At 62.4% G+C, this 25,542-nt stretch carries 26 protein-coding genes; 20 read left to right on the forward strand and 6 right to left on the reverse strand.

Annotation, left to right across the window (positions count from 1 at the left end):
* Positions 1–226: 226 nt before the first annotated feature.
* The gene (locus tag GC1_RS05465) at positions 227–952 is read right to left on the reverse strand and encodes a uroporphyrinogen-III synthase (protein ID WP_019295353.1); all 726 of its coding nucleotides are present in this window, start codon (positions 950–952) and stop codon (positions 227–229) included.
* A gap of 74 nt (positions 953–1,026) precedes the next feature.
* Between GC1_RS05465 and tsaD the strand changes: the two genes are divergently transcribed.
* From tsaD to GC1_RS05495, 6 genes are all read left to right on the forward strand, one after another.
* Entirely contained in the window at positions 1,027–2,124 is a 1,098-nt protein-coding gene (gene tsaD / locus GC1_RS05470) for a tRNA (adenosine(37)-N6)-threonylcarbamoyltransferase complex transferase subunit TsaD (RefSeq protein WP_019295352.1), read from the forward strand.
* Entirely contained in the window at positions 2,121–3,083 is a 963-nt protein-coding gene (locus GC1_RS05475; RefSeq protein WP_019295351.1) for an NAD(P)H-dependent glycerol-3-phosphate dehydrogenase, read from the forward strand. The genes tsaD and GC1_RS05475 overlap by 4 nt, the downstream gene beginning before the upstream one ends.
* Before the next feature lies 1 nt (position 3,084).
* Positions 3,085–3,357, forward strand: a complete 273-nt coding sequence (locus GC1_RS05480; RefSeq protein WP_019295350.1) for a YciI family protein — start codon at positions 3,085–3,087, stop codon at positions 3,355–3,357.
* Complete coding sequence (locus GC1_RS05485; RefSeq protein WP_019295349.1) at positions 3,357–3,779, forward strand: EVE domain-containing protein; 423 nt, start codon at positions 3,357–3,359, stop codon at positions 3,777–3,779. The genes GC1_RS05480 and GC1_RS05485 overlap by 1 nt, the downstream gene beginning before the upstream one ends.
* A gap of 46 nt (positions 3,780–3,825) precedes the next feature.
* The gene (locus GC1_RS05490) at positions 3,826–4,221 is read left to right on the forward strand and encodes a DUF1761 domain-containing protein (protein WP_029204733.1); all 396 of its coding nucleotides are present in this window, start codon (positions 3,826–3,828) and stop codon (positions 4,219–4,221) included.
* A 384-nt stretch (positions 4,222–4,605) separates the two neighbouring features.
* Entirely contained in the window at positions 4,606–4,878 is a 273-nt protein-coding gene (locus GC1_RS05495) for a DUF4242 domain-containing protein (protein WP_019295347.1), read from the forward strand.
* A 66-nt stretch (positions 4,879–4,944) separates the two neighbouring features.
* Here the strand turns inward: GC1_RS05495 and ahcY are convergent, their stop codons facing one another.
* Positions 4,945–6,333, reverse strand: coding sequence for an adenosylhomocysteinase (gene ahcY, locus GC1_RS05500; protein ID WP_019295346.1), 1,389 nt, complete (start codon positions 6,331–6,333; stop codon positions 4,945–4,947).
* A gap of 151 nt (positions 6,334–6,484) precedes the next feature.
* Complete coding sequence (locus GC1_RS05505; RefSeq protein ID WP_019295345.1) at positions 6,485–6,799, reverse strand: hypothetical protein; 315 nt, start codon at positions 6,797–6,799, stop codon at positions 6,485–6,487.
* Positions 6,800–7,028: 229 nt separating this feature from the next.
* Here GC1_RS05505 and GC1_RS05510 point away from each other — a divergent pair, with 229 nt between their 5' ends.
* The gene (locus GC1_RS05510) at positions 7,029–7,625 is read left to right on the forward strand and encodes an HD domain-containing protein (protein ID WP_019295344.1); all 597 of its coding nucleotides are present in this window, start codon (positions 7,029–7,031) and stop codon (positions 7,623–7,625) included.
* Between the two features lie 337 nt (positions 7,626–7,962).
* Here the strand turns inward: GC1_RS05510 and GC1_RS05515 are convergent, their stop codons facing one another.
* Together GC1_RS05515 and GC1_RS05520 are read right to left on the reverse strand one after the other, a co-directional pair.
* Positions 7,963–8,517 carry an ActR/PrrA/RegA family redox response regulator transcription factor gene (locus GC1_RS05515; RefSeq protein WP_019295343.1) on the reverse strand — a complete coding sequence of 185 codons (555 nt, stop codon included), beginning with the start codon at positions 8,515–8,517 and terminating at the stop codon, positions 7,963–7,965.
* 79 nt (positions 8,518–8,596) lie between these two features.
* Positions 8,597–9,217, reverse strand: coding sequence for an SCO family protein (locus GC1_RS05520; protein WP_019295342.1), 621 nt, complete (start codon positions 9,215–9,217; stop codon positions 8,597–8,599).
* A gap of 117 nt (positions 9,218–9,334) precedes the next feature.
* On the opposite strand from GC1_RS05520, the gene regB reads away from it, so the two are divergent.
* From regB to GC1_RS05570, 10 genes are all read left to right on the forward strand, one after another.
* Positions 9,335–10,729: a sensor histidine kinase RegB gene (gene regB, locus GC1_RS05525; RefSeq protein ID WP_019295341.1), complete on the forward strand. Its 1,395-nt coding sequence runs from the start codon at positions 9,335–9,337 to the stop codon at positions 10,727–10,729.
* Between the two features lie 89 nt (positions 10,730–10,818).
* Positions 10,819–12,366 carry a PAS-domain containing protein gene (locus tag GC1_RS05530; protein ID WP_019295340.1) on the forward strand — a complete coding sequence of 516 codons (1,548 nt, stop codon included), beginning with the start codon at positions 10,819–10,821 and terminating at the stop codon, positions 12,364–12,366.
* Positions 12,367–12,415: 49 nt separating this feature from the next.
* Positions 12,416–12,892, forward strand: coding sequence for a tRNA (adenosine(37)-N6)-threonylcarbamoyltransferase complex ATPase subunit type 1 TsaE (tsaE, locus tag GC1_RS05535; RefSeq protein WP_019295339.1), 477 nt, complete (start codon positions 12,416–12,418; stop codon positions 12,890–12,892).
* Complete coding sequence (locus tag GC1_RS05540; protein ID WP_019295338.1) at positions 12,889–13,887, forward strand: aminoglycoside phosphotransferase family protein; 999 nt, start codon at positions 12,889–12,891, stop codon at positions 13,885–13,887. The genes tsaE and GC1_RS05540 overlap by 4 nt, the downstream gene beginning before the upstream one ends.
* Positions 13,887–14,579, forward strand: a complete 693-nt coding sequence (locus tag GC1_RS05545) for a nucleotidyltransferase family protein (protein WP_019295337.1) — start codon at positions 13,887–13,889, stop codon at positions 14,577–14,579. Before GC1_RS05540 ends, GC1_RS05545 begins: the two co-directional genes overlap by 1 nt.
* Complete coding sequence (gene addB, locus GC1_RS05550; RefSeq protein WP_019295336.1) at positions 14,569–17,502, forward strand: double-strand break repair protein AddB; 2,934 nt, start codon at positions 14,569–14,571, stop codon at positions 17,500–17,502. Before GC1_RS05545 ends, addB begins: the two co-directional genes overlap by 11 nt.
* Entirely contained in the window at positions 17,499–20,852 is a 3,354-nt protein-coding gene (addA, locus tag GC1_RS05555; RefSeq protein WP_019295335.1) for a double-strand break repair helicase AddA, read from the forward strand. The genes addB and addA overlap by 4 nt, the downstream gene beginning before the upstream one ends.
* Positions 20,853–20,914: 62 nt before the next feature.
* Positions 20,915–21,235, forward strand: coding sequence for a thioredoxin (trxA, locus tag GC1_RS05560; protein ID WP_019295334.1), 321 nt, complete (start codon positions 20,915–20,917; stop codon positions 21,233–21,235).
* 151 nt (positions 21,236–21,386) lie between these two features.
* A complete protein-coding gene (locus tag GC1_RS05565; RefSeq protein ID WP_019295333.1) occupies positions 21,387–21,734 on the forward strand; it encodes a Lin0512 family protein in 348 nt (115 codons plus the stop codon).
* Positions 21,731–22,102 carry a Lin0512 family protein gene (locus tag GC1_RS05570; protein ID WP_019295332.1) on the forward strand — a complete coding sequence of 124 codons (372 nt, stop codon included), beginning with the start codon at positions 21,731–21,733 and terminating at the stop codon, positions 22,100–22,102. Before GC1_RS05565 ends, GC1_RS05570 begins: the two co-directional genes overlap by 4 nt.
* Before the next feature lie 53 nt (positions 22,103–22,155).
* On the opposite strand, the gene GC1_RS05575 is transcribed toward GC1_RS05570, so the two are convergent.
* Positions 22,156–22,347 (reverse strand): DUF1127 domain-containing protein, encoded by a 192-nt coding sequence (locus tag GC1_RS05575; RefSeq protein ID WP_019295331.1) that lies wholly within the window; start codon positions 22,345–22,347, stop codon positions 22,156–22,158.
* A 221-nt stretch (positions 22,348–22,568) separates the two neighbouring features.
* Here GC1_RS05575 and hslV point away from each other — a divergent pair, with 221 nt between their 5' ends.
* From hslV to hslU, 3 genes are read left to right on the forward strand one after another with little or no spacing between them, the layout of a single operon-like run.
* Positions 22,569–23,132, forward strand: a complete 564-nt coding sequence (hslV, locus tag GC1_RS05580; protein WP_019295330.1) for an ATP-dependent protease subunit HslV — start codon at positions 22,569–22,571, stop codon at positions 23,130–23,132.
* A 1-nt stretch (position 23,133) separates the two neighbouring features.
* Positions 23,134–24,204 (forward strand): hypothetical protein, encoded by a 1,071-nt coding sequence (locus tag GC1_RS05585; protein ID WP_029204731.1) that lies wholly within the window; start codon positions 23,134–23,136, stop codon positions 24,202–24,204.
* 13 nt (positions 24,205–24,217) lie between these two features.
* Entirely contained in the window at positions 24,218–25,528 is a 1,311-nt protein-coding gene (gene hslU, locus GC1_RS05590) for an ATP-dependent protease ATPase subunit HslU (RefSeq protein WP_019295328.1), read from the forward strand.
* Positions 25,529–25,542 lie beyond the last annotated feature (14 nt).

The following is a 25,542-nucleotide window of genomic DNA, read 5'->3' on the forward strand; positions in this document are numbered from 1 at the left end:
CGGTCTCGGTCTCGGTCTCGGAAACCGCAGACTCTACATCATCAGGGGCGTCAACAGACTCAGCACCGGTTTCCTGCGCCGCATCCTGTTCAGAGGTTTCTGCAGCGTCCTCGGCCGGTTTGTTTTCACCGGGGCCGGGCTCAATCACGTCTTCCGGATTTTTCTTGTCAGCCACGCCGGCCTCCCCCTCGATTCCTAAAATACATTCTTGCGAACACGCTGGACCCTACTCCGCGCGCCCCTTGCCCTCAAGCCGGGACAGCTGCGCTGCGGCATCAAGGACAGCCGCAGCCATGGCCGGTGCATCCGGTGCCTTACTTACGCGCAACACCTTGCAATTCAAGCCTTTCAACGGTTCAGCAACGGCCTGGCTAAGCGCAATCAGATGCAAATGCGGCGCGTCCCCGCACAGATTGGCAAAATGGCGCGCAGTCCTGGGTGAAAATAGCGGCACGATCACATCATTTTGCGCAGCAAGCGCAGCCTGCGCCTCCTCCGTCAGCGGCAAAAGCACCTGATCATACACGATTTGCTCCCCGCAGGGGAGGCCGCCATCCGTCAGAAGCTGGGCAATTTCCCCCCGCGCATGGGCACCGCGCAGATGTACAAGCGGTGCCTCGGGGCGCTTTTGCAGCAGGGCAGCCGTCAGCTCTTCGGCGCATTGGCCCAGAAACTCCGCCTGCCAGCCCAGTTCTGCGGCAGTCTGCGCCGTGCGCTCCCCGACACAATAGGCAGGCAGCCGAACTGCCGTTTCACGTGAAGCGGCCTCAACCCCGTTGGCGGAGGTGAAAACCACGCCCTTCACACTCTGCAAGTTTACCGGTGCCTGAACCACCTGGATTTCCATCAGTGGAGTGTAGACCACGTGCAGGCCCGCAAGCGCTCCGGCTGGCAGGCCGTCAGCAAACCGCTTTGCCGCGGCCAGCGGGCGTGTCATCAGCAAAGGCACCATTGCAAGGCTCCCGGGATTGTTTGCACCCCGCTTCGGTGGTAGCCCCGGCAGCAGATTGATGCAACGGTAAGGCCATGACAAAGACCCTGACAATCCTGGGGCTGGAGAGCAGCTGCGACGACACCGCCGCCGCCGTGGTGCGGCAGGCTGAGGGTGGGAATCCCGAGGTTTTGTCTTCGGTTGTGTTCGGCCAGACCGAACTGCACAGCGCCTTTGGCGGCGTGGTGCCGGAAATCGCCGCCCGCGCCCACGCGGAAAAGCTGGACATCTGCGTCCGCGATGCGCTGGCAGAGGCGGGGCTGTGCCTGAAGGACATGGATGCGGTGGCGGTGACGGCCGGACCGGGGCTGATCGGCGGCGTGATGTCCGGCGTGATGTGCGCCAAGGGCATCGCTGCCGCAACCGGTCTGCCGCTGATTGGCGTGAACCATCTGGCGGGCCATGCGCTGACGCCGCGGTTGACGGACGGGATCATCTATCCCTACCTGATGCTGCTGGTTTCCGGCGGCCACTGCCAGTACCTGCTGGTGCGCGGGCCGGAGGATTTCACCCGGCTGGGCGGCACTATTGACGACGCACCGGGCGAGGCCTTTGACAAAACCGCCCGCCTTCTGGGGCTGCCGCAGCCCGGCGGGCCGTCGGTGCAGGCTGAGGCGGAAACGGGTGATCCCAAGCGGTTCCGCTTTCCCCGGCCCTTGCTCGACCGGCCGGATTGCAACCTGTCCTTTTCCGGCCTGAAAACCGCGCTGATGCGGATGCGGGATCAGATCGTGGCCGAGAAAGGCGGACTAACCCGCCAGGACCGTGCCGACCTCTGTGCCGGGTTTCAGGCTGCGGTGGTTGATACATTGGCGGAGAAAACCCGCCGCGCAATCCGTCTGTATCTGGAAGAGCAGCCAGCGCAGCCAACCGTCGCCGTGGCTGGCGGGGTGGCAGCAAACACAGCCATTCGGGCCGCGTTGGAGACCGTGTGTGCAGAGGCAGGCGCCGCCTTTACTGCCCCGCCGCTGCGGCTGTGCACGGACAATGCCGCGATGATTGCCTATGCGGGCCTTGAGCGGTTCAAGTCCGGTGCGCGTGATGGTCTGGACCTGACCGCCCGCCCCCGCTGGCCGCTGGATCAAAGCAGCCCGGCATTGATCGGATCCGGCCGCAAAGGAGCCAAAGCATGAGCATTTCGGTACTGGGATCGGGCGCCTTTGGCACCGCCCTGGCAATTTCGCTGGCCGGCAACGGGCCGGTGACCCTGTGGGCGCGCAACCCGATGAAAGCCCAGGCGATGCAGGACAGCCGCCGCAACGGCACCCGCCTGCCCGGTGTGGAACTGCCGGAAAACCTCTCTGTCACCGCGGATATTGCTGAGGCCTGCCAGTCCGAAGTCTTGCTGCTGGCGGTGCCAATGCAGACGCTGCGCGGTGTGCTGGAGGAGTACGGCGCGCATCTGGCAGGAAAGACGCTTGTTGCCTGCTGCAAGGGGATTGAGCTGGACAGCGGGCTTGGCCCGGTGGCCGTTATCCGCGAGGTTTTACCGGATGCGCAGGCCGCGCTGCTGACCGGGCCGAGCTTTGCGGCGGACATTGCAAGGGGCCTGCCAACTGCACTGACTTTGGCCTGCGGCGATGCGGAGGTGTGCAAAAAACTGCAGGAGCAGCTGACCACGGCCAACTTGCGCCTGTACCGGACCACAGACACCATTGGCGCGGAAATCGGCGGTGCCCTGAAGAACGTGATGGCGATTGCCTGCGGTGCGGTCATCGGCGCCGGGCTGGGCGACAGCGCCCGCGCTGCGCTGATGACCCGCGGTTATGCCGAAATGCAGCGCATGGCGCTGGCCGGCGGCTCCAAGCCGGAAACCTTGGCGGGATTATCCGGTTTTGGCGACCTGGCGCTGACCTGTACCTCTGAGCTGTCCAGGAACTACCGGCTGGGCCTGTCCATCGGCCGCGGAGAGGAGTTTGACCCCAGCATCACAGTAGAAGGCGCAGCCACCGCGCGGGCGGTTGCGGCACAGGCCCAGCGAATGGGCTTGGATATGCCGGTCACGCTCACGGTAACCAATTTGGTAGATCAGCGCTTGACGATCAGCGAGGCTGCGGCACATTTGCTTAAAAGACCATTAAAAGAGGAATAAAATGCTCATCGCATTGATCGCCCGCGACAAACCCGGCCATCTGCAGACCCGGCTGGACAACCGTGACGCCCATCTGGCCTATATCAACGACACCGGCGCCGTGGCGCAGGCAGGTCCGCTGCTGGATCAGGATGGCAATATGGCCGGTTCCCTGGTTATTCTGGACGTCGAAGACATGGCAGCGGGTGAAGCCTGGGCGGCAAATGACCCCTACAACAAGGCCGGCCTGTTTGAAGCTGTCGAATTGATCACCTGGAAAAAGGTCATCGGCTGATGCGCTATTGGCTGTTCAAATCCGAACCCTCCACCTGGAGTTGGGATGACCAGATTGCCAAGGGTGACGCGGGCGAGGAATGGGACGGCGTGCGCAACTACCAGGCGCGCAACTTCATGCGCGAGATGAACATTGGCGACCGCGGCTTTTTCTATCATTCGCAGAAAGAGAAATCCGTGGTCGGCATCGTTGAGGTTTGCGCGGAGGCGCATCCCGACAGCACCACCGAAGACGACCGCTGGGAGTGCGTCGACATCAAGGCGGTGCGCCCCTTTGCCAAGCCGGTCAGCCTGGATCAGATCAAAGCTGACCCGCGGTTGGAGAACATGGTGCTGGTCAAAAACTCCCGCCTGTCGGTGCAGCCGGTGAGCGAGGCGGAATGGCAAGCCATCTGCGCGCTGGGGGAGACAGACCCCGCCTGATCTGCCACTTTGCTCTCAAATGGCTGAAACCATTGAGGAGAGCATCATGGAATTCCTGAGTGTGATTGTTGCGGCGGCAGCGGCATTTGTGCTGGGCGCCGTCTACTACGGCGCATTGGCCAAGCCCTGGATTGAGGCTTCCGGCGTTGAATGTGATGAAGACGGCAAGCCGAAGGGCGGGCAAAGCCCGATGATCTTTGCCATGGCCTTTGTCCTGCAGTTGATCGTTGCCGGCATGATGCGCCATGTGTTCAGCCTGTCAGGCATCGAAACCCTGGGCGCCGGCCTGATCGGCGGTGCCGGCATCGGCCTGTTCTTCATCAGCCCCTGGATTGCGCTCAACAACATGTATGGAATGCGGCCGGTGAAGCTGACGCTGATTGATGGCGGCTATGCGACGCTGGCCTGTGCGGCGGCTGGTCTGGCGCTGACGCTGTTCTAAGCTGCCACACATCTGAAATGAAAAAGGGAAGGACCTGAGGACAATCAGGACCTTCCCTTCCACCCCGCGTGCTCCACTATCCACCACACGCGTATGAAAATCTGGTTCCTGGCCGTCCTGGCCGGTTTCTTAGGTATAGGCCGCCTTGCGCCGATTCCGCAAAGCAATAACCCGGACAATGCGAGCTAAATCAGAACTGACGTGAATGCCGGCAGAGGTTTTCACCTTCAGGTATTACCCGCTGAGCCGATCCCATCCTCCGGGACCAGAAATTCAAATCTCTCAATTGGGTTCCCGCCGCCTTTCGCAGCCAGAGCGGATGCCTTTCCGGACCAGGGACCTATATCGAGGCCTGCGTATCAGTGACACGGAGGAGGTTATCCTATGCAAAGGTTTCTCATAGAACGGGACATCCCGAAGGTCGGCAGCATGAGCGGTGAAGAACTTGGCGGCGCGGCGCGCACCTCAAATGACGCGCTGGCCAAACTGGCCCCCCGGGTCCAATGGCAGCACTCCTATGTTGCCGGCGACAAGACCTTCTGCATCTACCTGGCCGACTCCGAAGACGCGATACACGAACATTCAAAGTTGAGCGGCTTTCCGGCCAGCAAAATCACCAGAATCGAAACTGTTATCGACCCCACCACCGGCAATTAGGGTCAGGTAAAGAAAAGCGCCGCCGGATTTCCCCGGCGGCGCTGTTTTGTGTTCTGCATTGTCCGCTTAGTAGCGGTAGTGCTCCGGCTTGAACGGGCCTTCGGGCTTGACGCCGATATAGGCGGCCTGTTCGGAGCTCAGCTGGGTCAGCTTGACGCCGATCCGGCCCAGGTGCAGGCGGGCGACTTTCTCGTCCAGATGCTTGGGCAGGATGTAGACGTCGTTTTCGTAGTGGTCGCCGCGGGTCCACAGCTCAATCTGCGCCAGCACCTGGTTGGTGAAGGACGCCGACATCACAAACGACGGGTGGCCGGTGGCGTTGCCGAGGTTCAGCAGGCGGCCTTCGGACAGCAGGATCATGCGGTTGCCCGAGGGCATTTCGATCATGTCCACCTGGTCCTTGATGTTGGTCCACTTGTGGTTCTTCAGCGCCGCAACCTGAATCTCGTTGTCGAAGTGGCCGATGTTGCCGACAATCGCCATGTCCTTCATCTCGCGCATGTGCTCGATGCGGATCACGTCCTTGTTGCCGGTGGTGGTGATGAAGATGTCGGCGGTGGCGACTTCATCTTCCAGCAGGGTCACTTCGAAACCGTCCATCGCAGCCTGCAGGGCGCAGATCGGGTCGGCTTCGGTGACTTTCACACGGGCGCCGGCGCCGCGCAGGGAGGCAGCGGAGCCTTTGCCGACGTCGCCATAACCGCAGACCACGGCAACCTTGCCGGCCATCATGGTGTCAGTGGCGCGGCGGATACCGTCAACCAGCGATTCCTTGCAGCCGTATTTGTTGTCGAACTTCGATTTGGTGACCGAGTCGTTCACGTTGATCGCCGGGAACGGCAGCTGGCCGTTTTTCTGCAGCTCATACAGGCGGTGGACGCCGGTGGTGGTTTCCTCGGAAACGCCCAGGATGGCGTCGCGGGTCTTGGTGAACCAGCCGGGGGAGGCTTCCATGCGCTTCAGGATCTGCGCCTTGATGACCGCTTCTTCCTCGGACTGCGGCACCGGGATGATCTCTTCGCCCGCCTCAGCGCGGGCGCCCAGAAGCACATAAAGGGTGGCGTCGCCGCCGTCGTCCAGGATCAGGTTCGCGCCTTCGGGGAACATGAAGGATTTGTCGAGGTAGTCCCAATGCTCTTCCAGGGTCTGGCCCTTGATCGCAAAGACCGGAATGCCGGCATCGGCGATGGCTGCCGCTGCATGATCCTGGGTCGAGAAGATGTTGCAGGAGGCCCAGCGCACATCCGCGCCCAGCGCCACCAGCGTTTCAATCAGAACCGCAGTCTGAATGGTCATATGCAGCGAACCGACGATGCGGGCGCCCTTCAGCGGCTTGCTTGCGCCGTATTCTTCGCGCAGCGCCATCAGGCCCGGCATTTCAGTTTCGGCGATGTCCAGCTCTTTGCGGCCAAAGCCTGCCAGCGCGATGTCCTTGACGATATAATCCCCGGCCATAGTCTGCTCCATTCCGGTTACGAGTACACTTGGTGCAGGGCCTAGCACTGCATTTGTTGATATTCAACGAAGATACCCGCAACCGGAGCCGGATGGCTCAGGCTTTTCATCAAGTGTCAGGCTGTAGGGGAAGCCCGTCAGGCAGCCAAATTCAGCTTGGCGTGCCCGGGTCCGGCGCTTTTTCCGCGATGTGGAAGAAGGAGGATCCGGTTGCGACAACGCAGCTGATCCCGTTTGCATGTGTAACGAGAACCGTAAAGGTGCCGGTTTCATCTGACGACCATACTTCAATCACTGTCGCTTCGGGGCGGCTTTTCTGCAGTCCGCCGGCCGTCAGCCGTTCGGAATATCCGCTTTCCAGCTTCTGCGTCATGACCTCGCGGTCGCCGCAGCTGGCGGCCAGGGCTGGCGGCGCTGTCGCTGCCATGCCGAACAACAGGGAAAGACCAAGTAAACGCTTGAACATGACAAACTCCTTTCTGTTGCGTGTCACGTCGCAAAGGGGTTTGCCGCGGGGAGGGGGCGGTGCCCCTTGTGTACTTATAATATTGGTTCGGGACGCACCTTTTTCAAACTCACAGGGCGTAAACTGCCCGTTTTCATCCGTGTTCGCGCAAACACTCAAACGATGGCAAGCATTGCCCGGGCAACGCGCAGAAGGTAGTCAGAGGGTAAATAAAACGACAGGAATCCCCATGCCCGCCAAACCCGCCCGCGCCTGGCAGAGAATGCTGTCCGGCCGCCGTCTGGACCTGCTGGATCCGACGCCCGTGGATATCGAGATCGAGGATATTGCCCACGGGCTGGCCTTTGTGGCGCGGTGGAACGGCCAGACGATGGGGGATTTTGCCTACTCAGTCGCAGAGCATTCATTGCTGGTTGAGGACATCTTCACCCGGATGCAGCCAAAGGCGCCGGTTAAATGGCGGCTGGCGGCACTGCTGCACGATGCGCCGGAATATGTGATCGGTGACATGATATCCCCTGTGAAGGCCGCAGTAGGACCGGGCTACGGCGATCTGGATCAGCGGCTGACGGCGGCGATTCACCTGCGGTTCGGGCTGCCGGCGGCGCTGCCCAAGACGGTCAAGGCGCAGATCAAGCGGGCAGACAAGGTCAGCGCCTGGATGGAAGCGGTGCAGATCGCGGGTTTTTCAGAAGCCGAAGCCAGCAAGTTCTTTGGCCGTCCGAATGCAGAGATTGCCAAGGGCCTGCTGATCCGCCTGCGCCCGCCCGTTGAGGTGCGGCAGGAGTTCATTGCCCGGCATCAGGCGCTGTTGCAGCAGATGTGAATGAAACGGGTTTTACCCAGCCAGGGCCGCTGCCCTGCCGGTGGGTCAAATCGGTATCCTGCTGGCTGTCCTGCGTAAGAGCGGAAGCAAGTTAAGGATGGCGGCGCCGCCAAGGGGCGGAGGCGGGACGGGAGGGTTACTCCCGCACGCGAAACGTCGTCTGTGCGTGCCCGTGCCAATGGGCCCAGTTCCAAAGTGCCGGGGGTGTCAGGCCCGGCGGTGACCGCGATCAATTGGAACTTTGCCGCAGGCCGCTTAAGATCCCGTGAGACCAGCGTACGCAGGGTGCGCAACACCCTGCGTTGACGGGCAGAGCCCCATGTTTGAAGTGGAAGGCTCAGCGCGGGCTGCGCTTGGCCAGGATCCGCTGCAGGGTGCGGCGGTGCATGTTCAGCCGGCGGGCGGTTTCCGAGACATTGCGGTCGCAGAGCTCATAGATCCGCTGGATATGCTCCCAGCGCACCCTGTCGGCGCTCATCGGGTTTTCCGGCGGCGGCGGCAGCTCATCACCGGTGGACAGCAGCGCATTCATAATGTCGGTGGCATCGGCCGGCTTGGACAGGTAGTCAGTCGCGCCGATCTTGACCGCCGCAACCGCTGTGGCGATGGCGCCGTAGCCGGTCAGCACGACAACCCGGCTGTCGGGGCGTTTCTCGCGCAGCACCTCGACCACATCCAGGCCGTTGCCGTCCTCCAGCCGCAGATCAACCACCGCATAGGCCGGCGGGCGAGCGGTTGCGATGGCGCTGCCTGCGGCGACGGATCCCGCAGTCTCTACCTCGAACCCGCGTTTTTCCATGGCCTTGGCCAGGCGCCGCAGAAACGGCTCGTCATCATCGACGAGCAGCAGTGTCTTGTCAGGTCCGATTTCCTGCAGATCAGTTTCGGCCATGCCCGGTCCTCCGCGCGGTTTTATCTATTGGCGCAAGAATATGTCCGGGCAGGGGAAAAGGTCAAACAGCTATCCTGCTTCAGATTTTCCCGACAAAGCAGGCGGTCTTGTCGGCCATCTGCTCTGCCGTTTCATCGCGGCGGAAGAACTCAACAAACCCTTCCTCGGGCAGCACCAGGTAGGAGAAGGTGGAATGGTCGACGAGATAGTAGTCCTCATCCCCTTCGTTCTTTTTGAAGTAGGTCTTGTAGGCCATGCTGGCCGCCTTCACCTGTTCCAGCGAACCGGTCAGGCCGATCATCTTTTCATGCAGGTTGGCGGCGAAATCGCCAACGGCTTCAGGGGTATCGCGGTCCGGGTCGATGGAGATGAACACCGGCGTCACGCTGACGCCGCGCTCAGCCAGAACGTCGATAGCATCAGCGTTGCGTGCTGCGTCCATCGGGCAGACGTCAGGACAGAAGGTGTAGCCGAAATAGACGATGGACGGCTCGGTGATCACATCCTTGTCAGTGACGGTTTCGCCCTTGGCATTGATCAGTTCGAACGGCCCGCCAATGGTTTCGGTGCCGCCTGCGATCTGGCTGCTGCGGCACTGCGCGAATTTGTCACCCCCGCTGCCTCCGCGGGTCAGAAACCAGGCACCGCCCACCAGGGCAGCGACAAAAGCAGCAGCTAGAAGAGCATAGACGCGGGTCATGGGATCACACTTTTCGTCAGGGAAGGGTTGTTGATCGTTTGCGGCGCCAGACCTATCAAGAAATACAGCCGATGCAACTGGCGCACGGCGTCACATCTGCGGGAGCACCGGAACCGGATGAACGACCGACTTTTCATGCTGGCAAGCAGCCACGATCACAGTCATTGGGTCCGGCTGCGGACACTGATCCTGCTGCGCTGGGTCGCCATTGCCGGGCAGATCACCGCCATTGCTGTGGCGCAGCACCGGTTCAACCTGCAGCTGGAACTGGGGTTGTGCTACCTGGCGATCGGCATCTCCGCCGCCGGCAATTTGATTGCCATCTTTGCCTTCCCGGAAAACAAGCGGCTCAGCGAGTTCGAGAACTTCCTGATGGTGCTGTTCGACCTGCTGCAGCTGGCTTTCCTTGTTTACCTGACCGGCGGGCTGAACAATCCCTTTGCCCTGCTGGTGCTGGGGCCGGTTACGATTTCCGCCGCGGTGATGGGCCTGCGCTCGACCCTGATCATCGGGGCAACGGCCATTATCCTGGTCACGCTGATGGCCGAGTTTCACCTGCCGCTGCGGACCGAGCAGGGATTTATCCTGCGGATCCCGGATGTGTTCATCTTCGGCAACTGGATCGCCATCGTCATCGCCATCCTCTTCATCGGTGCCTATTCCTTCCGGGTCAGCAACGAGATGCGGCTGATGTCGGACGCGCTGAGCGCCACCCAGCTCGCCTTGTCGCGCGAACAGAAGCTGACCGATCTGGGCGGCGTGGTGGCAGCGGCAGCGCATGAGCTGGGCACGCCGCTGGCCACCATCAAGCTGACCAGTGCCGAGCTGATCGAGGAGCTGGACGACCGCCCGGACCTGCGCGAGGACGCCGCGCTGATCCGCGAACAGGCCGACCGCTGCCGGGACATCCTGCGCGGCATGGGCCGGGCCGGCAAAGACGACCTGCACCTGCGCCAGGCCCCTTTCTCGACACTGGTGACAGAAGCGGCAGAGCCGCATATGCACCGCGGCAAAGCAGTCCTCTACCACGAGGAGCCGTTGGAAGGCGGCGATTTCCAGCAGCCTACGGTTTTGCGCAAACCGGAGATCATTCACGGGCTGCGCAATCTGGTTCAGAATGCCGTCGATTTCTCGCAGTCCACTGTCTGGATTGATGCGGCATGGGACAACGACCGCATCGTCCTGAAGATCAGCGACGACGGTTCGGGTTTCCCTCCGCATCTGCTGGGCCGTATAGGCGACCCTTTTGTGCGCCGCCGCCGGGGCGAAAGCGAACTGAAGCAGCGCCCGGAGTACGAGGGCATGGGGCTGGGCCTGTTCATTGCCAAGACGCTGCTGCAGCGCACCGGCGCACAGCTGAGATTCGCCAATGGCTCTGACCCCCACCAGACCATTTCCCCCGGCATTGAACAGACGGGCGCCATTGTCGAGGTTGCCTGGCCACGCGAGAAAATCGACGCCATGGAAGCAGGAGGCCCTGTCACCGGCAAAAATTTACCTTTAGAAATTTAACTATTCACTTTTGGGAAACCAATTAAACTTCATTTAACCATTTTTAGGGAACCATGCGGGTAAACGAGAGCTGAACTAGGCAGGAAGACATGCAGGATTTCGCGTCGATCGAATGGTTTGTACTGGCCGCGCTATGCGCTGCCACGGCTGCCGCCGCAGTTTGGTGGCTGTCCCCCTCCCCCCGCCGCAATGGCATGGAGCACGATCTGCTGGCCGCCGATGGCCGGACTGATGCCGTGTTCCTTTTCGATGACAGCAGCTTGATCGGCTGGTCTTCCGGGGCCCGCAAATTTATCGGCGACCAAGCGGAGAACTTTGATTGGAGCATGCTGCGCGACCAGCTGGCCCGCAGCTATCCTGGCCTGCCGCAGTCGCCTGGTTTTCTCAAGGATGTGGGGCCGCTGGTGCTGTCCGGCACCGCCGCCGCTGAAAGCCGCGAAGCACATTGCGAATGGATTGATGGTGTGACCCGCGTTCAGCTGCGCCGCAGCACCTTGGAGGAACACAATAAATCCCTGGATCAAGAGCTGACCACCCTGCGGGCCGCGGTGCATCAGGCGCCCTATCCGGTCTGGCTTCAGTCGGAAGAAGGCAATGTTACCTGGTCCAACCTGGCCTATGACAATCTCGGCCAGAAGATTCGCGGCCGCAGCGCAGATTTTTCTGATCCTCTGTTCGTGGATCTCCATGATCCGATGACCAGCGGCAAACCGGAACGGATTTCCATCCCGCTGCCGGAAAGCACCAAGAAGCTGTGGTACAACGTCTCAACCACCGAAACCGAGGCCGGCTGGCTGTGCCACGCGGTCGATGTGAACGCGGTGGTCGACGCCGAGGTTGCCCAGCGCAATTTTGTGCAGACGCTGGCCAAGACCTTTGCCCAGCTGTCCATTGGCCTGGCGATCTTTGACCGCAACCGCCAGCTGGTTCTGTTCAATCCGGTGCTGATCGACCTGACCGCGCTGCCGGCAAACTTCCTGAGCTCGCGGCCCAACCTGCTGACCTTCTTTGACCGGCTGCGCGATCAGCGGATGATGCCGGAACCCAAGAGCTACTCCAGCTGGCGCCACCAGATGGCGGACCTGCTGGAGGCTGCCGCCGAGGGGCGTTACCAGGAAACCTGGTCGCTGCCTTCAGGGTCTGTCTACAAGGTCTCGGGCCGGCCGCATCCGGATGGCGCCATCGCCTTCCTGTTCGAGGATATCACCGCCGAAGTCACCCTTACCCGCCAGTTCCGCTCTGAGCTGGAAATGGGGCAATCAATCCTGGATCAGATGGACGAAGCCATCGCGGTGTTCGCCAATGACGGCAGCATGAGCTTTTCAAACAGCGCGTATGACACCCTTTGGCAGATGGACCCGAACTCCAGCTTTGCCAAAGTGTCTATCATGGATGCCAGCCGCATCTGGCAGGACACCTGTTCACCCACCCCTGTCTGGGGCGAGATCCGTGACTTCGTGGCAGGCTGCGAAGGGCGCGAGGCCTGGTGGTCCCATGTTCAGCTGCGCGACGGCACCGGGTTGGTCTGCAAAGTGTCCGCTATCCAGAACGGTGCCACCATGGTTAGCTTCCGCCAGCCGGAAACCGCTGCTCTGCCGGCTGGCCAGGAACGGTTCCCCGCCTCAAGCAAGGGCTGAGCGGGGAAACCCGCTTGCAGCAGCACCGCGGCGGCGCCATTCTAGCGCCATGACATTTGAAACTGCGTCCTGCACGCTGAATTCACCTGATGAAACGGCCCAGCTGGCCGCCAAGATCGCCGGAGCACTGCGCCCCGGCGATTGCCTGTTGCTGGAGGGTGTTATCGGCGCCGGAAAGACCCATTTTGCCCGCCATCTGATACAGTCGCTGATGGACGTTCCCGAGGATGTGCCCTCGCCCACTTTTACATTGGTGCAGACTTATGACGTGCCCGCCGGCGAGTTGTGGCACACCGACCTTTACCGTTTGTCCTCTTTGGACGAACTGGAGGAACTGGGCCTGACCGAAGCCTTTGACAGTGCGATCTGCCTGGTTGAGTGGCCTGACCGGCTGCAGGAACTGACTCCGCCGCACGCCTTGCATCTGACGCTGGCCCTGGATGCCGAACACGAAGACCGCCGCCACCTGACGCTCCGCTGGAGTGATGCAAAGTGGCAGCCCCTTATGGAGCGCATTTGCGCATGAGCGACCGTAATTCCCTGTGCGAGAGTTTTCTTTCGCAAACACCCTATGCCAACTGGCAGCGCGGCCCGCTTGCCGGCGATGCCTCCAACCGGCGTTATGAGCGGCTGACTAGCGCTGAAGGCCAGACTGTTGTGCTGATGGATGCGCCGCCGGAAAAAGGCGAGGAAATCCGGCCCTTTATCCGCATAGCAGACTACCTGCGTGCCCAGGGCCTGAGTGCTCCTGAAATTCTGGCGCAGGATTCCGAAAACGGGTTTCTGCTATTGGAGGATCTGGGCGACGATCTTTATGCCCGCATCATCGAACGCGAGCCGGTGCTGGAAAGAGAGCTTTATGAAGCTGCGACCGACGCGCTGGTTGCACTTCATCAGGCGCCGATGCCGGAATTGGAGTCCTACGGGCCGCGGCTGATGGCGGAAATGGCCGGGCTGGCCTTTTCGAAATACCGCGCCGGCATTCTTGGCGAAGGCGACGCGGATCTGCAGGCCCGGTTCGAAAACCAGTTCGAGGATATCCTGCGCGAAACAGTCAAGGGCGATCCGGTCCTGGTGCAGCGCGACTACCACGCCGAAAACCTGCTGTGGCTGCCGGACCGGGATGGTGTCGCCCGTGTCGGCCTGCTGGATTTTCAGGACGCACGCGCGGGCCACCCGGCCTATGATCTTGTGTCGCTCCTGCAGGACGCCCGACGCGACGTGCCCGCCGGTATCGAGATGCAGATGATCAGCCGCTACATCACGGCTGCCGGCGCGGACGAATCCGGCTTTCGCACTGCCTACACTGTGCTGGGCGTGCAGCGGAACCTGCGCATTCTGGGTGTCTTTGCCCGGCTCAGCCTAGACTACGGAAAACCGCACTACGTGGACCTGATCCCGCGGGTTTGGGATCATTTTTTCCGCGGGCTGGACCACTCTGCATTGGCTCCGGTGGCAGGGCTTCTGCGTGACAGCCTGCCAGCCCCGACCCCGGAGAACTTGGACAGGCTGAGGCCGTGATGCAGCGTTCACCCGAAGCCGTCATGCTGTTTGCCGCAGGCTTTGGCACCCGGATGCGGGAGCTGACCCGCGACAAGCCAAAACCGATGATCGAAGTTTCCGGCCGGCCGCTGATTGCACATGCATTGGAACTGGCCCAAGCGGTGCAGCCGGTCCGGATTTCTGCCAATGTGCATTACAAGCCAGAACCGCTGAAGGCCTTTTTAGAGCCTGAAAACGTGCTGATCAGCCATGAGATGCCTGAGATTCTCGATACCGGCGGCGGGTTGCGCCATGCCCTGCCCATGCTGGGCGGCGGCCCGGTTTTCACCATGAACACGGATGCCATCTGGAAAGGCCCGAACCCGCTGCAATTGGCGCAAAAGGCCTGGGACCCGGACCGGATGGATGCGCTTTTGGTCTGTGTGCCGCTTGCGAATGCCATCGGCCGCAGTGGGCAGGGCGACTTTTCAGCCGATGCCGAGGGCCGTATCAGCCGCGGCGGAAATCTGGTCTATGGCGGGGTGCAGATCCTGAAAACACAAGGGCTGCAGGACGTTGAGGAGCAGGTGTTCTCGCTTAATGTTCTGTGGAACCGGATGGCTGCAGCCGGGCGGCTGTTTGCACTGGAATATCCTGGCCGCTGGTGCGATGTGGGCCATCCCGAAGGGATCAAACTGGCCGAGGACCTGATAGCCGCAGATGATGTTTGAACCGTCCGCCAAACCGCGCGTCTTTGCCGTGCCCTGCGGCGTGGATTTCCCGCGCGCGCTGGTCGAGGGGCTGCGTGAGCGCGCCCGGAAGCTGCCGCCGGAAGCACTGGCCAGGGCAGAGCTGATCGTCAACACCTCCCGCATGGCGCGGCGTATCCGCAGCCTGTTTGACGACGGCCCCGCGATGCTGCTGCCGCGGATGCTGATGCTGAGTGATCTGGCACAACGGGCCGCATTGGACGGGCTGCCGCCTGCCCTGCCCCCGCTGCGGCGCCGGCTGGAGCTGTCGCAGCTGATTACCAAGCTGCTGGATGCACAGCCTGACCTTGCCTCCCGCGCGTCTCTCTATGATCTGTCCGACAGCCTTGCCGCACTGATTGACGAGATGCAGGGCGAAGGTGTCAGCACGGATGCCATCCGGGAACTGGACGTTTCGGACATGTCCGGCCACTGGGCACGGGCGCAGGCCTTCATCGGCATCGCGGACGAGTTCACCGGCCTGCATGAGGGCGCGATGGACGCACAGGCACGGCAGCGGCAGGTGGTGCTGAACCTGATTGAGGAATGGCAGGAAAACCCACCTGCCCACCCGGTCATTCTGGCCGGCTCCACCGGGTCGCGCGGCACCACCTTGATGCTGATGCAGGCCATTGCCCGCCTGCCGCAGGGCGCCGTGGTGCTGCCCGGTTTCGATTTCGACCAGCCGGATCATGTCTGGGGCGGGCTGGATGACCCGATGATCTCGGAAGATCACCCGCAGTACCGGTTTCACAAGCTGATGAAGGACCTGGAACTGGCCCCGGGCGACGTGCAGCCTTGGACCGATACGCGGCCGGTCTCTCCCGAACGGAACCGGCTGGTCTCGCTGGCCTTGCGCCCGGCCCCGGTGACCGACGCCTGGATGAGCGAAGGCCCCAAGCTGACCGGATTGGACAAGGCCACCGAAAACGTCACCCTGGTTGAGGCTCCCAGCCCCCGTGCTGAGGCGCTGGCGATTGCGCTGCGCTTGCGTCAGGCGGCAGAGAACGGCCAGACCGCTGCGCTGATCACGCCTGACCGGATGCTGACACGTCAGGTTTCCGCCGCGCTGGACCGCTGGAACATCCTGCCGGATGATTCCGCCGGCCTGCCGCTGCAGCTGTCGCCGCCGGGCCGGTTTCTGCGCCATGTGGCAGGGCTGTTCTGCAAGCCGCTGGCCTGCGATAGCCTGCTGACGCTGCTGAAGCACCCGCTGACCCATGACGGTGCGGACCGTGGAAACCACCTGCGCCAAACCCGCGAGCTGGAGCTGTCTCTGCGCCGCAACGGACCGCCCTTCCCCGATGCCGCGGCCTTTGCCAGCTTTGAAAAGGGCCGTCAGCTGACACAGGGCTGGACCGGCTGGTTGAGCGCCTGTTTCGCGGATCAGGAGATCGCCGGCACCCTGCCCCTTGCCGATTGGGTCGAACGGCTGCGCGATCTGGCCGAGCGTATCGCTGCCGGCAGCCAAACGGACGGCGCCGGCACGCTGTGGGACAAGAAGGCGGGCCAAGCCGCCCTCGCCTGTATCGAAAATCTGGAGAGTGAGGCCCCCTATGGCGGCGAGATGACCGCCCGCGATTTTGCCGACCTGCTGGGCGCGCTGCTGAGCCAGGGTGAAGTGCGCGACCGCGATGCGCCATATGGCTCTATCATGATCTGGGGCACGCTGGAGGCGCGTGTGCAGGGCGCCGATCTGGTCATTCTGGGCGGCCTGAACGAAGGCAGCTGGCCTGAGGCCGCCAGTCCCGATCCCTGGCTGAACCGCCAGTTGCGCAATCAGGCAGGTCTGTTGCTGCCCGAACGCCGCATCGGCCTGTCGGCGCATGACTTCCAGCAGGCAATTGCCGCAACTGAGGTCTGGCTGACCCGCGCCGAACGGTCAGAGGAAGCCGACACCGTACCGTCACGCTGGCTGAACCGCCTGTCCAACCTGCTGTCCGGCCTGCCGGACCAGGGCGGCCGGGATGCGCTGGACGCGATGCGAGCCAAAGGCCGGCAATGGCTGGGCTGGGCAGACGCGCTGGAGGAGCCTACGCCCATTCCGCAGATGCCGCGTCCCTCGCCGCGTCCGCCGGTTGCGGCCCGCCCGCGGCGCCTGACCATTACGGAAATTCCGCGGCTGATCCGCGACCCTTATGCGATTTACGCCAAACATGTGCTGCGGCTGAAGCCGCTGAACCCGCTGGTGCAGGAACCCGACGCCCTGCTGCGCGGCATTGTGGTGCATGAGGTGTTTGAGCATTTCATCAAGGAAGCCCAGGTGGATCGAAGCCTGCTGACTGCCAGCCAGCTGATCGAAAAGACCCGGGAGCTGCTGGATGCCCATGTGCCTTGGCCCGTTGCCCGTATCCTGTGGCACAGCCGCATCCGCAAGATTGCCGGAGACTTCGTCCAGGCCGAGCAGGAGCGCCAGGCCCGTGCCAAGCCGGTTGCGTTTGAAGCCAAAGGCAGCGCCCGGCTGGATCCGCTGGATTTCACCATCGCCTGCCGTGCGGACCGGATCGACATGGATGAGCGCGGTTTCCTGCATCTGTATGACTACAAGACCGGCGCGCCGCCCAGCGAGTCCCAGCAGAAGAAGTTTGAAAAGCAGCTGCTGATCGAAGCCGCCATGGCCGAAGAGGGCGCCTTTGACGATCTTGGCCCGGCGGAGGTTGCCCGCGCCCTGTTCATTGGCCTTGGCTCCAGCATGAAAGAGGTTCGCGCACCGCTCGAGGACGAGCCGCCCGCCAAGGTCTGGGATGAGCTGCGTACCCTGATCGGGGCCTATTTCGAGCCTGAACAGGGCTATTCGAGCCGCCGCATGGTGTATCGGGATGACATCGCCGGCGACTACGACCACCTGGCGCGCTACGGCGAATGGGACCGCAGCGCCGAACCGCAGCCGGAGGATCTGGCATGACCATCCGCGACGCCGCCTCTGAGGCGCAGTTCCGCGCCGCCCGGCCCGATGCCTCCACCTGGCTGGCGGCAAATGCCGGCTCCGGCAAGACCAAGGTGCTGACCGACCGGGTGGCCCGGCTGCTGCTGAAGGGCGTGCAGCCGCAGCACATCCTGTGCCTCACCTATACCAAGGCCGCCGCCAGCGAGATGCAGAACCGGCTGTTCAAGCGGTTGGGCGAATGGGCGATGCTGGAAGATCCGGCGCTGATCGCAGCGCTGACCGAATTGGGAGAGGTCAACACTGCGGCTGAGGATCTGGCCAAGGCGCGCACCCTGTTTGCCCGCGCGATTGAGACGCCGGGCGGGCTGAAGATCCAGACCATCCACTCCTTCTGTTCGTCTCTGCTGCGCCGCTTCCCGCTGGAGGCCGGCGTCAGCCCGCAGTTTTCCGAAATGGACGACCGTGCGGGCCAGCTTTTGCGGGCGGAGATCATGGAGGATTTTGCGCAAGGCGCTGATGCCCCGCTGGTCGATGCCCTGGCGCGGCATGTGAGCGACAGCGACTTCGAAACACTCACTTCCTCAATTTGCAATCGCCGGGCCGACTTCGGAGAGACGCTGGACTGGGACGGGCTGCTGGACCTGTTTGGCCTGCCCAAAGGTTTCGATGAAACAGCGCTTGAATCACTGGTGTTTCTGGGCGGCGAGGAAGAGCTGCTGCAGCGTACCCGGGAGATGCTGGGGCAGGGCGGTTCAACCGACCAGAAGGCGGCGAAGAAACTGGCCGGGATCACCAAGCCGGCAATCGCCGATCTTGGCGCGCTCGAAAGCGTGTTCCTGACCGGCGCCGGCGCCAAGGAGCCTTTCACCGCCAAAATAGACAAGTTCCCAACCAAGAAACTGCGCGAATCCCACCTGTCGCTGATGGACCAGCTGGAACCGCTGATGCTGCGGGTTGAGGACGCGCGCGCCAAACGTCTGGCGCTGACTGCCGCGCGCAAGAGCCACGACCTGCACCGCTTCGCGGCCGCCTTCCTGCCGGAATATGAACGGCGCAAGCAACTGCGCGGCTGGCTCGACTTTGACGACCTTATCCTGAAAGCCCGGCAACTGCTGAACGATCCCGGCGTAGCTGCCTGGGTGCTGTACCGGCTGGACGGCGGCATTGACCACATTCTGGTGGACGAGGCACAGGACACCAGCCCAGTGCAATGGGACGTGATCGAAAAACTCGCGCAGGAATTCACCGCCGGCGAAGGCGCGCGCTCGGATGTGGAGCGCACCATCTTTGTGGTCGGTGACAAGAAGCAGTCGATCTATTCCTTCCAGGGCGCTGACCCGGATGCGTTTGACCGGATGCAGCAGGAGTTCGGCAACCGGCTGGCGGAAACAGGGGCAGGGCTGCAGGATGCCTCGCTCGATTTCTCCTTCCGCTCCTCTGCGGCTATCCTGAAGCTGGTCGATCTGGTGTTCAAGGACAGCCCGCGGGCCGGCTTCCGCAAGGACGCGCTGCATAGGGCCTTCAAGTCGGACCTGCCAGGCCGGGTGGACCTGTGGCCGGTGGTAGAAAAGGTGGAGGATGACGAGGATCCCGATTGGACCAGCCCCGTCGACCGTCCCAGCAGCCGCCATCACACGGTGATCCTGGCAGAACGGATTGCCGGGTCGATCAAGCAGATGATTGAAACCGGCGTCACCATTCCGGAGGATGGGCCCGAACGCGGCACCTTTCAGCGCCGTCCGGTGCAGGCCGGCGATTTCCTGATCCTGGTGCAGCGCCGCTCCGATCTGTTCTCGGAAATCATCCGCGCCTGCAAGAAGGCTGAACTGCCTATCGCCGGCGCTGACCGGCTGAAGGTCGGTGCGGAGCTGGCGGTCAAGGACATTGCCGCGCTGCTGCGGTTCCTGGCGCTGCCCGAGGACTCCTTGTCATTGGCAGAGGCACTGAAATCGCCGCTGTTCGGATGGACCGAGCAGGCGTTGTTTGATCTCGCACACCGGCGGGAGGCGATGTACCTGTGGCCCGCGCTGCGGGAGCGGGCACAGGAGTTCCCGGAGACCATGGCGGTGCTGGATGACCTGCGCGCCAATGCGGATTTCCTGCGGCCCTTTGATCTGATTGAGCGTATCCTGACCCGCCACGGCGGCCGCCAGAAACTGCTGGGCAGGCTGGGGCCGGAAGCGGAAGACGGCATCAACGCGCTGCTGTCGCAGGCTCTGGCGTATGAGCGCACCGATGTGCCCAGCCTCACCGGGTTTCTGGTCTGGATGCAGACCGATGATCTGGAGATCAAACGCCAGATGGGCGCGGCCGGCAATATGATCCGGGTGATGTCGGTGCATGGATCCAAAGGTCTGGAGGCGCCGATCGTGATCCTGCCGGACACCGCCAAACGCCAGGCCCCGCGGGACGCGGAGATCATGCTGGCCGAAGGCACACCTGTCTGGAAGCTGCCCAAGGACCAGATGCCCGCTGCTATGCTGGCGGCCCGTGAAGCTGCCCAGGAAAAGCTGCAGAATGAACGCCTGCGGCTGCTCTATGTGGCTCTGACCCGGGCGGAAAAGTGGCTGATTGTCGCTGCCGCGGGCGACGCGGGCGAACAGGGCGACAGCTGGTACCGCATGACAGAGGGCGCCTTGCGCGAGGGTGGCGCAAAGGAATTCGACTGTCCCGGCGGGGCAGGATTACGCCTGCAGCACGGGGATTGGGACGGGCTGCCTTTGGTTGCAACGCCGGTCGAGGAAGTTGTGCAACACAGCCTGCCCGAGGTTTTCAACCGGCCAGCCAGAGCCTATGCGGCGCCGGCGCCGGCGCTCAGCCCCTCTGACCTGGGCGGGGCGAAGGCCTTGCCAGGTGACCTGGGCCTGGATGAGGAAGCCGCCAAGGCTCGCGGCAGCCGGCTGCACCTGCTGCTGGAGCACCTGCCGGGCCGGCCTGAAGACCACTGGCCGCAGCTTGCCGGCAACCTTCTGCAGGATGCCGAGGATACTGCAGAGCTGCTCGCCGAGGCGTCCGGTGTTCTGCAAAACGCCGGCTTGTCCCATATTTTCGCCCCTGAAACCCTGGCAGAAGTGCCCATCACCGCCGACCTGAACGAGGGCCGTCTGCATGGCATCATTGACCGCCTGATCGTCACACCTGACAGGGTTCTGGCGGTGGACTTCAAATCCAATGCCACCGTACCGGAAGTGCCGGAACAATGCCCCGAAGGTTTGCTGCGCCAGATGGGTGCCTATGCCCATGCGCTGGCACAGATTTACCCGGGCCGCACTATCGAAACCGCGCTTCTTTGGACCCGAACGGCCACGCTGATGCCGCTGCCGCACGAACTTGTGACAGCGGCGCTGATGCGGCGTCTGGAACCTTGACGATCCGTTAAGCCGTACATAGGTTCCAACTCCAGTTGCCACACACTCATGGAGACATGCATATGTCCACCGTAGCCGTCACCGACGCCACCTTTGACGCCGAAGTCAAGAACTCCGATATCCCCGTTGTGGTGGATTTCTGGGCCGAGTGGTGCGGTCCCTGCAAACAGATTGGCCCGGCTCTCGAAGAGCTTGCCGCAGAATTCGGCGGCAAGGTGAAAATCGCCAAGGTCGACGTTGACAGCAACCCGAACTCCGCCGCTGCCATGGGCGTGCGCGGCATTCCGGCGTTGTTCATCTTCAAGGACGGCCAGGTGATCTCCAACCGTGCCGGCGCCGCCCCCAAGGCCGCGCTGCAGAGCTGGATCGAAGAGTCGATCTGAGCCGGATCCAAACCGGATTTCTTAGGGCTGTCCCCACGGGGACGGCCCTTTTTTGTTTTAAGCGCTGGCGTACCGGCTGGCGGCAAACTGGCACTGTCCTTTGAGCTGATACCCTGCGACGGTTCGCCTTGAGACAGGTAAAGGAGGCAAAATGGCCAAGACACGGGTACTGGTGGAATTCGGCATGGGCACGTCGCTGAGGCGCGAGGACTATACTGAAGCCGCTCGCCGGGCGATCAAGGACGCGCTGTGGCACAACTCCGTCAATATGGCGGAACTGTTTGATTTCCGTAAGGAAGACATGATCATCGACGCGGAGATCGGTGTGCAGAAACCAGAAGCGGTAGACAGGGACGCACTGCTGGAGATTTTTCCCTACGGCCAGCCCAGCATCCGGGTTTTGGAAGGCGGGCTCGACATTGAAAAACCGCAGGGCGGATGCACGGTGATAGCCAATGCGGCTGTGGTGGTTTCCTTTGACATGGAGACGGTGGAATGAGCGAGAAACGCATCATCCTGGAAATGGGCACCGGCAACGACCTTTACGGCCAGGATTACACCAAGGCGGCGCGGCGCGCGGTGCAGGACGCACTGCATCATTCGTCGATCACCCTGTTTTCCAAGCTTGGCATCGATCACAGCGAAATGCGTGTTGACGTGACCATCGGGGTGCAGCGGCCGGAGGCGGTGGATTGCGATCTGGTAGCGCAGGACTTGCCGCGGGGCAGGGCCAGTGTGCGGGCGGTCAACGGCGGGCTGGATGTGGAGGATGCAGAAGCCGGCAGCTGCCATGTGGTGGCCACCGCAGCAATCGAGGCCTGGCTGCCGGATCAGGCCGGAAAATACAAAATCACAGCCCCGAAATGAACAAAGCCGCCCGTTTCTGGGCGGCTCATTCAATGTCTTCGACCATTTTAGTCTCAGATCTTGGCGATGTCGGCGCGGCTCATGCCAATGTCGTCCAGCTGTGCGTCAGTCAGCCGGGCCAGAGCCTTGCGGGTCTCGCGGGCTTCATACCACTCCACGATGGAGGTTTTCACATTGGTCATAGCGTCGACCACGCGGAGAACGGTGACTGCTCCGAGCGGCGCATGAATGTTTGCGGTCGTCATTTGCGCATATCCTTCTAAGAAACAGCCGACCCTGTGCCGGTTGTGAGCCCCATGTAGGATGCGTAGCTGAGTCCCGCAATTGCCGGTTCGACAGCCCCGCCTTGCGCTTTCTGCATAGCGGCGAAACCCCTTGCAGTCCGTGCAAAGCCTGTGATCCGGCCCGCTCTCTTGTGCCGGCGGGGGGATGGTTCCATATAGGGGGCAACTAAACGGAGGCATTTATGGCAGACGATCAATTCCCCGGCTGGCACGGCACCACCATCATCGGCGTCAAGAAGGACGGTCAGGTGGTCATCGCCGGCGACGGCCAGGTGTCGCTGGGTCAGACGGTGATCAAGGGCACCGCCCGCAAAGTGCGGCGCCTGTCGCCCGGCGGTTTTGATGTGGTGGCAGGCTTTGCCGGCTCGACCGCCGATGCATTCACCCTGCTGGAACGGCTGGAAGCCAAGCTGGAAGCAACCCCGGGCCAGCTGGCCCGCGCCAGTGTGGAACTGGCCAAGGACTGGCGCACCGACAAATACCTGCAGAAGCTGGAAGCGATGCTGATCGTCACCGACGGCACCGATATGTTTGTAATCACCGGCGCCGGCGATGTGCTGGAGCCCGAACATGATGTGGCGGCCATCGGATCCGGCGGCAATTTTGCCCTGGCCGCAGCCCGCGGCATGATGGACAGCGATAAATCCGCGGAATCCGTTGCCCGCGACGCCATGGCCATTGCCGCCGATATCTGCGTCTACACGAATGGAAACCTGACCGTCGAATCCATTGGACGGGAAGGCTGAGGTGGGCAGGGTCAACCAGGACGATCTGCGCGCCGCCGTTGGCTCAGGCCTGCTGAGCGAGGCTCAGGCCGCCTCGCTGCTGGCATTGGCCGACAGCCGCCGGGGCGTCAGGGAAAACCTGGCTCCGGGCGATGAACCCTTTGAACTGTTTAAAGGGTTCAACGAGATATTCATCGTCATCGGCCTGTTGATCCTGGCCTCCGGCTGGATGGCTTTTACAGCCGTCGATCTGGCAGGCTCGCTGGGCGGCTATCAGCAGAAGGCGGTCTATTCCGCCATCGCAGGGGCCGCGGTTCTTTGGCTGCTGTCCGAATACTTCATCCGCCGCCGCCGCATGGTTGCACCTGCCATCGCCCTGTCGCTGCTGTGGGCCGGCAATGCAGGCACCGGGTTTACAGCATATTTCTCGCAACCTTTCATGATTGCGCAGAACGACTTCTCCAGCCTGCCGCTGCCTGTTGCAGCCGCAACCGCTACAATCGCGGTGTTCTGGATGCGCTTCCGGGTCCCCTTTGCCATGGCATTGATTGCTTTGGGGGTCTTTGCGGTTGCACTTCTGTCGGGCGCCATACGGGCCGGCACCCCAGCAGGAATAAGCGATCTGTTCCTGCTGTCAGCCAGTGGCCCCTTTGCCTGGATCACTCTGGCCGTCGGGTGTTGCGTTTTTGCGGTTGCGATGATTTTCGATCTCAGCGACCCGCACCGGGTGACGCGGCGGTCCGCGCAGGGGTTCTGGCTGCATGTCGTTGCCGCACCGGCCCTGGTCAACACCATTGCTCTCAGCCTTCTGGACAGTGGCACCTCCAGTTCAAATTTTCTCTTATTTGCCGTCCTTGTGCTGTTTGCCCTCATCGCAATCATCATCGACCGCCGGTCCTTCCTGATTGCCGCCATCGGCTACAGCGTCACCCTGGCCGGCACCGTGTTCAGCGGCGAAGGCACCGCCATCACCATACTGGCGCTTGGTGTGTTTCTGGTTGCCCTCGGCGCCTTCTGGAGCCGCATCCGAGCGGTCCTGCTTACCCCCTTGTCCGGTGTGCTGCCACTTGACCGGCTGCCGCCCTCACACTGAAACGGAAAGACCCATGACTGATCTGACCCCCCGCGAAATCGTCTCGGAACTGGACCGCTTCATCATCGGCCAGAAGGAAGCCAAGCGCGCCGTCGCCGTGGCGCTGCGCAGCCGCTGGCGGCGCAAGCAGCTGGCCGACGACCTGCGCGATGAAGTGTACCCCAAGAACATCCTGATGATCGGCCCCACCGGCGTCGGCAAAACCGAGATTTCCCGCCGTCTGGCGAAGCTCGCGCGCGCGCCTTTCATCAAGGTTGAGGCCACCAAGTTCACCGAGGTCGGCTATGTCGGCCGGGATGTGGAACAGATCATCCGCGATCTGGTGGACAGCGCCATTGCCCAGACCCGCGAGTACATGCGCGAAGACGTGAAGGCCAACGCCCATAAGGCCGCAGAGGACCGGGTTGTGGAAGCCATCGCCGGCAGCGATGCCCGTGAGGCCACCCGCGAGATGTTCCGCAAAAAACTGAAGGCGGGGGAGCTGGACGACACGGTGATCGAACTGGATGTGGCCGACACCTCCAATCCGATGGGCATGTTCGAAATCCCCGGCCAGCCCGGTGGCGGCAACATGGGAATGCTGAACCTGGGCGACCTGTTCGGCAAGGCGATGGGCGGGCGCACCACGCGCAAGAAGATGACCGTTGCCGAAAGCTATGAGGTGCTGATCAGCGAGGAAGCTGACAAGCTGCTGGATGACGAAACCGTCACCCGCACCGCGCTGGAGTCGGTGGAGCAGAACGGCATCGTCTTTCTGGATGAGATCGACAAGGTCTGCGCCCGTCAGGAAACCCGCGGCGGCGACGTCAGCCGGGAAGGCGTGCAGCGCGACCTGCTGCCGCTTATCGAAGGCACCACCGTCAGCACCAAACACGGGCCTGTGAAGACCGACCATATCCTGTTCATCGCCTCCGGCGCGTTCCATATCGCCAAGCCGTCGGATCTGCTGCCAGAACTGCAGGGCCGCCTGCCGATCCGCGTCAACCTGCGGGCGCTGACCGAAAAGGACTTTGTCCGCATCCTCACGGAGACCGACAATGCGCTGACACGGCAGTACACCGCGCTGATGGGCACCGAGGAAGTTGAAGTGACCTTCACGGAAGACGGGATTGCCGCGCTGGCCAAAATCGCGGCTGAGGTGAACCAGACTGTCGAAAACATCGGCGCGCGGCGGCTTTACACCGTAATGGAACGCGTGTTCGAAGAACTCTCCTTCACAGCGCCTGACCGCTCGGGCGAGGCGGTCACGGTAGACGCGGCTTTTGTGAAAAAGAACCTGGGAGAGCTTGGCCGCTCTGCGGATGTCAGCCGTTACGTGCTGTAAACTACCCAAGCCGC

It is taken from the genome of Leisingera sp. ANG1, assembly GCF_000203975.2.
In the GTDB taxonomy this organism is placed as follows: domain Bacteria; phylum Pseudomonadota; class Alphaproteobacteria; order Rhodobacterales; family Rhodobacteraceae; genus Leisingera.

Coding starts and splice junctions, on each gene's coding strand:
- hslV (WP_019295330.1), top strand. CDS start 22,569: ATGGCAGACGATCAATTCCCCGGCTGGCACGGCACCACCATCATCGGC.
- GC1_RS05520 (WP_019295342.1), bottom strand. CDS start 9,217: ATGACCCGCGTCTATGCTCTTCTAGCTGCTGCTTTTGTCGCTGCCCTG.
- GC1_RS05570 (WP_019295332.1), top strand. CDS start 21,731: ATGAGCGAGAAACGCATCATCCTGGAAATGGGCACCGGCAACGACCTT.
- GC1_RS05530 (WP_019295340.1), top strand. CDS start 10,819: ATGCAGGATTTCGCGTCGATCGAATGGTTTGTACTGGCCGCGCTATGC.
- tsaE (WP_019295339.1), top strand. CDS start 12,416: ATGACATTTGAAACTGCGTCCTGCACGCTGAATTCACCTGATGAAACG.
- trxA (WP_019295334.1), top strand. CDS start 20,915: ATGTCCACCGTAGCCGTCACCGACGCCACCTTTGACGCCGAAGTCAAG.
- addA (WP_019295335.1), top strand. CDS start 17,499: ATGACCATCCGCGACGCCGCCTCTGAGGCGCAGTTCCGCGCCGCCCGG.
- tsaD (WP_019295352.1), top strand. CDS start 1,027: ATGACAAAGACCCTGACAATCCTGGGGCTGGAGAGCAGCTGCGACGAC.
- GC1_RS05565 (WP_019295333.1), top strand. CDS start 21,387: ATGGCCAAGACACGGGTACTGGTGGAATTCGGCATGGGCACGTCGCTG.
- GC1_RS05465 (WP_019295353.1), bottom strand. CDS start 952: ATGGTGCCTTTGCTGATGACACGCCCGCTGGCCGCGGCAAAGCGGTTT.
- GC1_RS05505 (WP_019295345.1), bottom strand. CDS start 6,799: ATGTTCAAGCGTTTACTTGGTCTTTCCCTGTTGTTCGGCATGGCAGCG.
- GC1_RS05575 (WP_019295331.1), bottom strand. CDS start 22,347: ATGACGACCGCAAACATTCATGCGCCGCTCGGAGCAGTCACCGTTCTC.
- addB (WP_019295336.1), top strand. CDS start 14,569: ATGATGTTTGAACCGTCCGCCAAACCGCGCGTCTTTGCCGTGCCCTGC.
- GC1_RS05490 (WP_029204733.1), top strand. CDS start 3,826: ATGGAATTCCTGAGTGTGATTGTTGCGGCGGCAGCGGCATTTGTGCTG.
- GC1_RS05545 (WP_019295337.1), top strand. CDS start 13,887: ATGCAGCGTTCACCCGAAGCCGTCATGCTGTTTGCCGCAGGCTTTGGC.
- GC1_RS05515 (WP_019295343.1), bottom strand. CDS start 8,517: ATGGCCGAAACTGATCTGCAGGAAATCGGACCTGACAAGACACTGCTG.
- ahcY (WP_019295346.1), bottom strand. CDS start 6,333: ATGGCCGGGGATTATATCGTCAAGGACATCGCGCTGGCAGGCTTTGGC.
- GC1_RS05475 (WP_019295351.1), top strand. CDS start 2,121: ATGAGCATTTCGGTACTGGGATCGGGCGCCTTTGGCACCGCCCTGGCA.
- GC1_RS05540 (WP_019295338.1), top strand. CDS start 12,889: ATGAGCGACCGTAATTCCCTGTGCGAGAGTTTTCTTTCGCAAACACCC.
- regB (WP_019295341.1), top strand. CDS start 9,335: ATGAACGACCGACTTTTCATGCTGGCAAGCAGCCACGATCACAGTCAT.
- GC1_RS05480 (WP_019295350.1), top strand. CDS start 3,085: ATGCTCATCGCATTGATCGCCCGCGACAAACCCGGCCATCTGCAGACC.
- hslU (WP_019295328.1), top strand. CDS start 24,218: ATGACTGATCTGACCCCCCGCGAAATCGTCTCGGAACTGGACCGCTTC.
- GC1_RS05485 (WP_019295349.1), top strand. CDS start 3,357: ATGCGCTATTGGCTGTTCAAATCCGAACCCTCCACCTGGAGTTGGGAT.
- GC1_RS05510 (WP_019295344.1), top strand. CDS start 7,029: ATGCCCGCCAAACCCGCCCGCGCCTGGCAGAGAATGCTGTCCGGCCGC.
- GC1_RS05495 (WP_019295347.1), top strand. CDS start 4,606: ATGCAAAGGTTTCTCATAGAACGGGACATCCCGAAGGTCGGCAGCATG.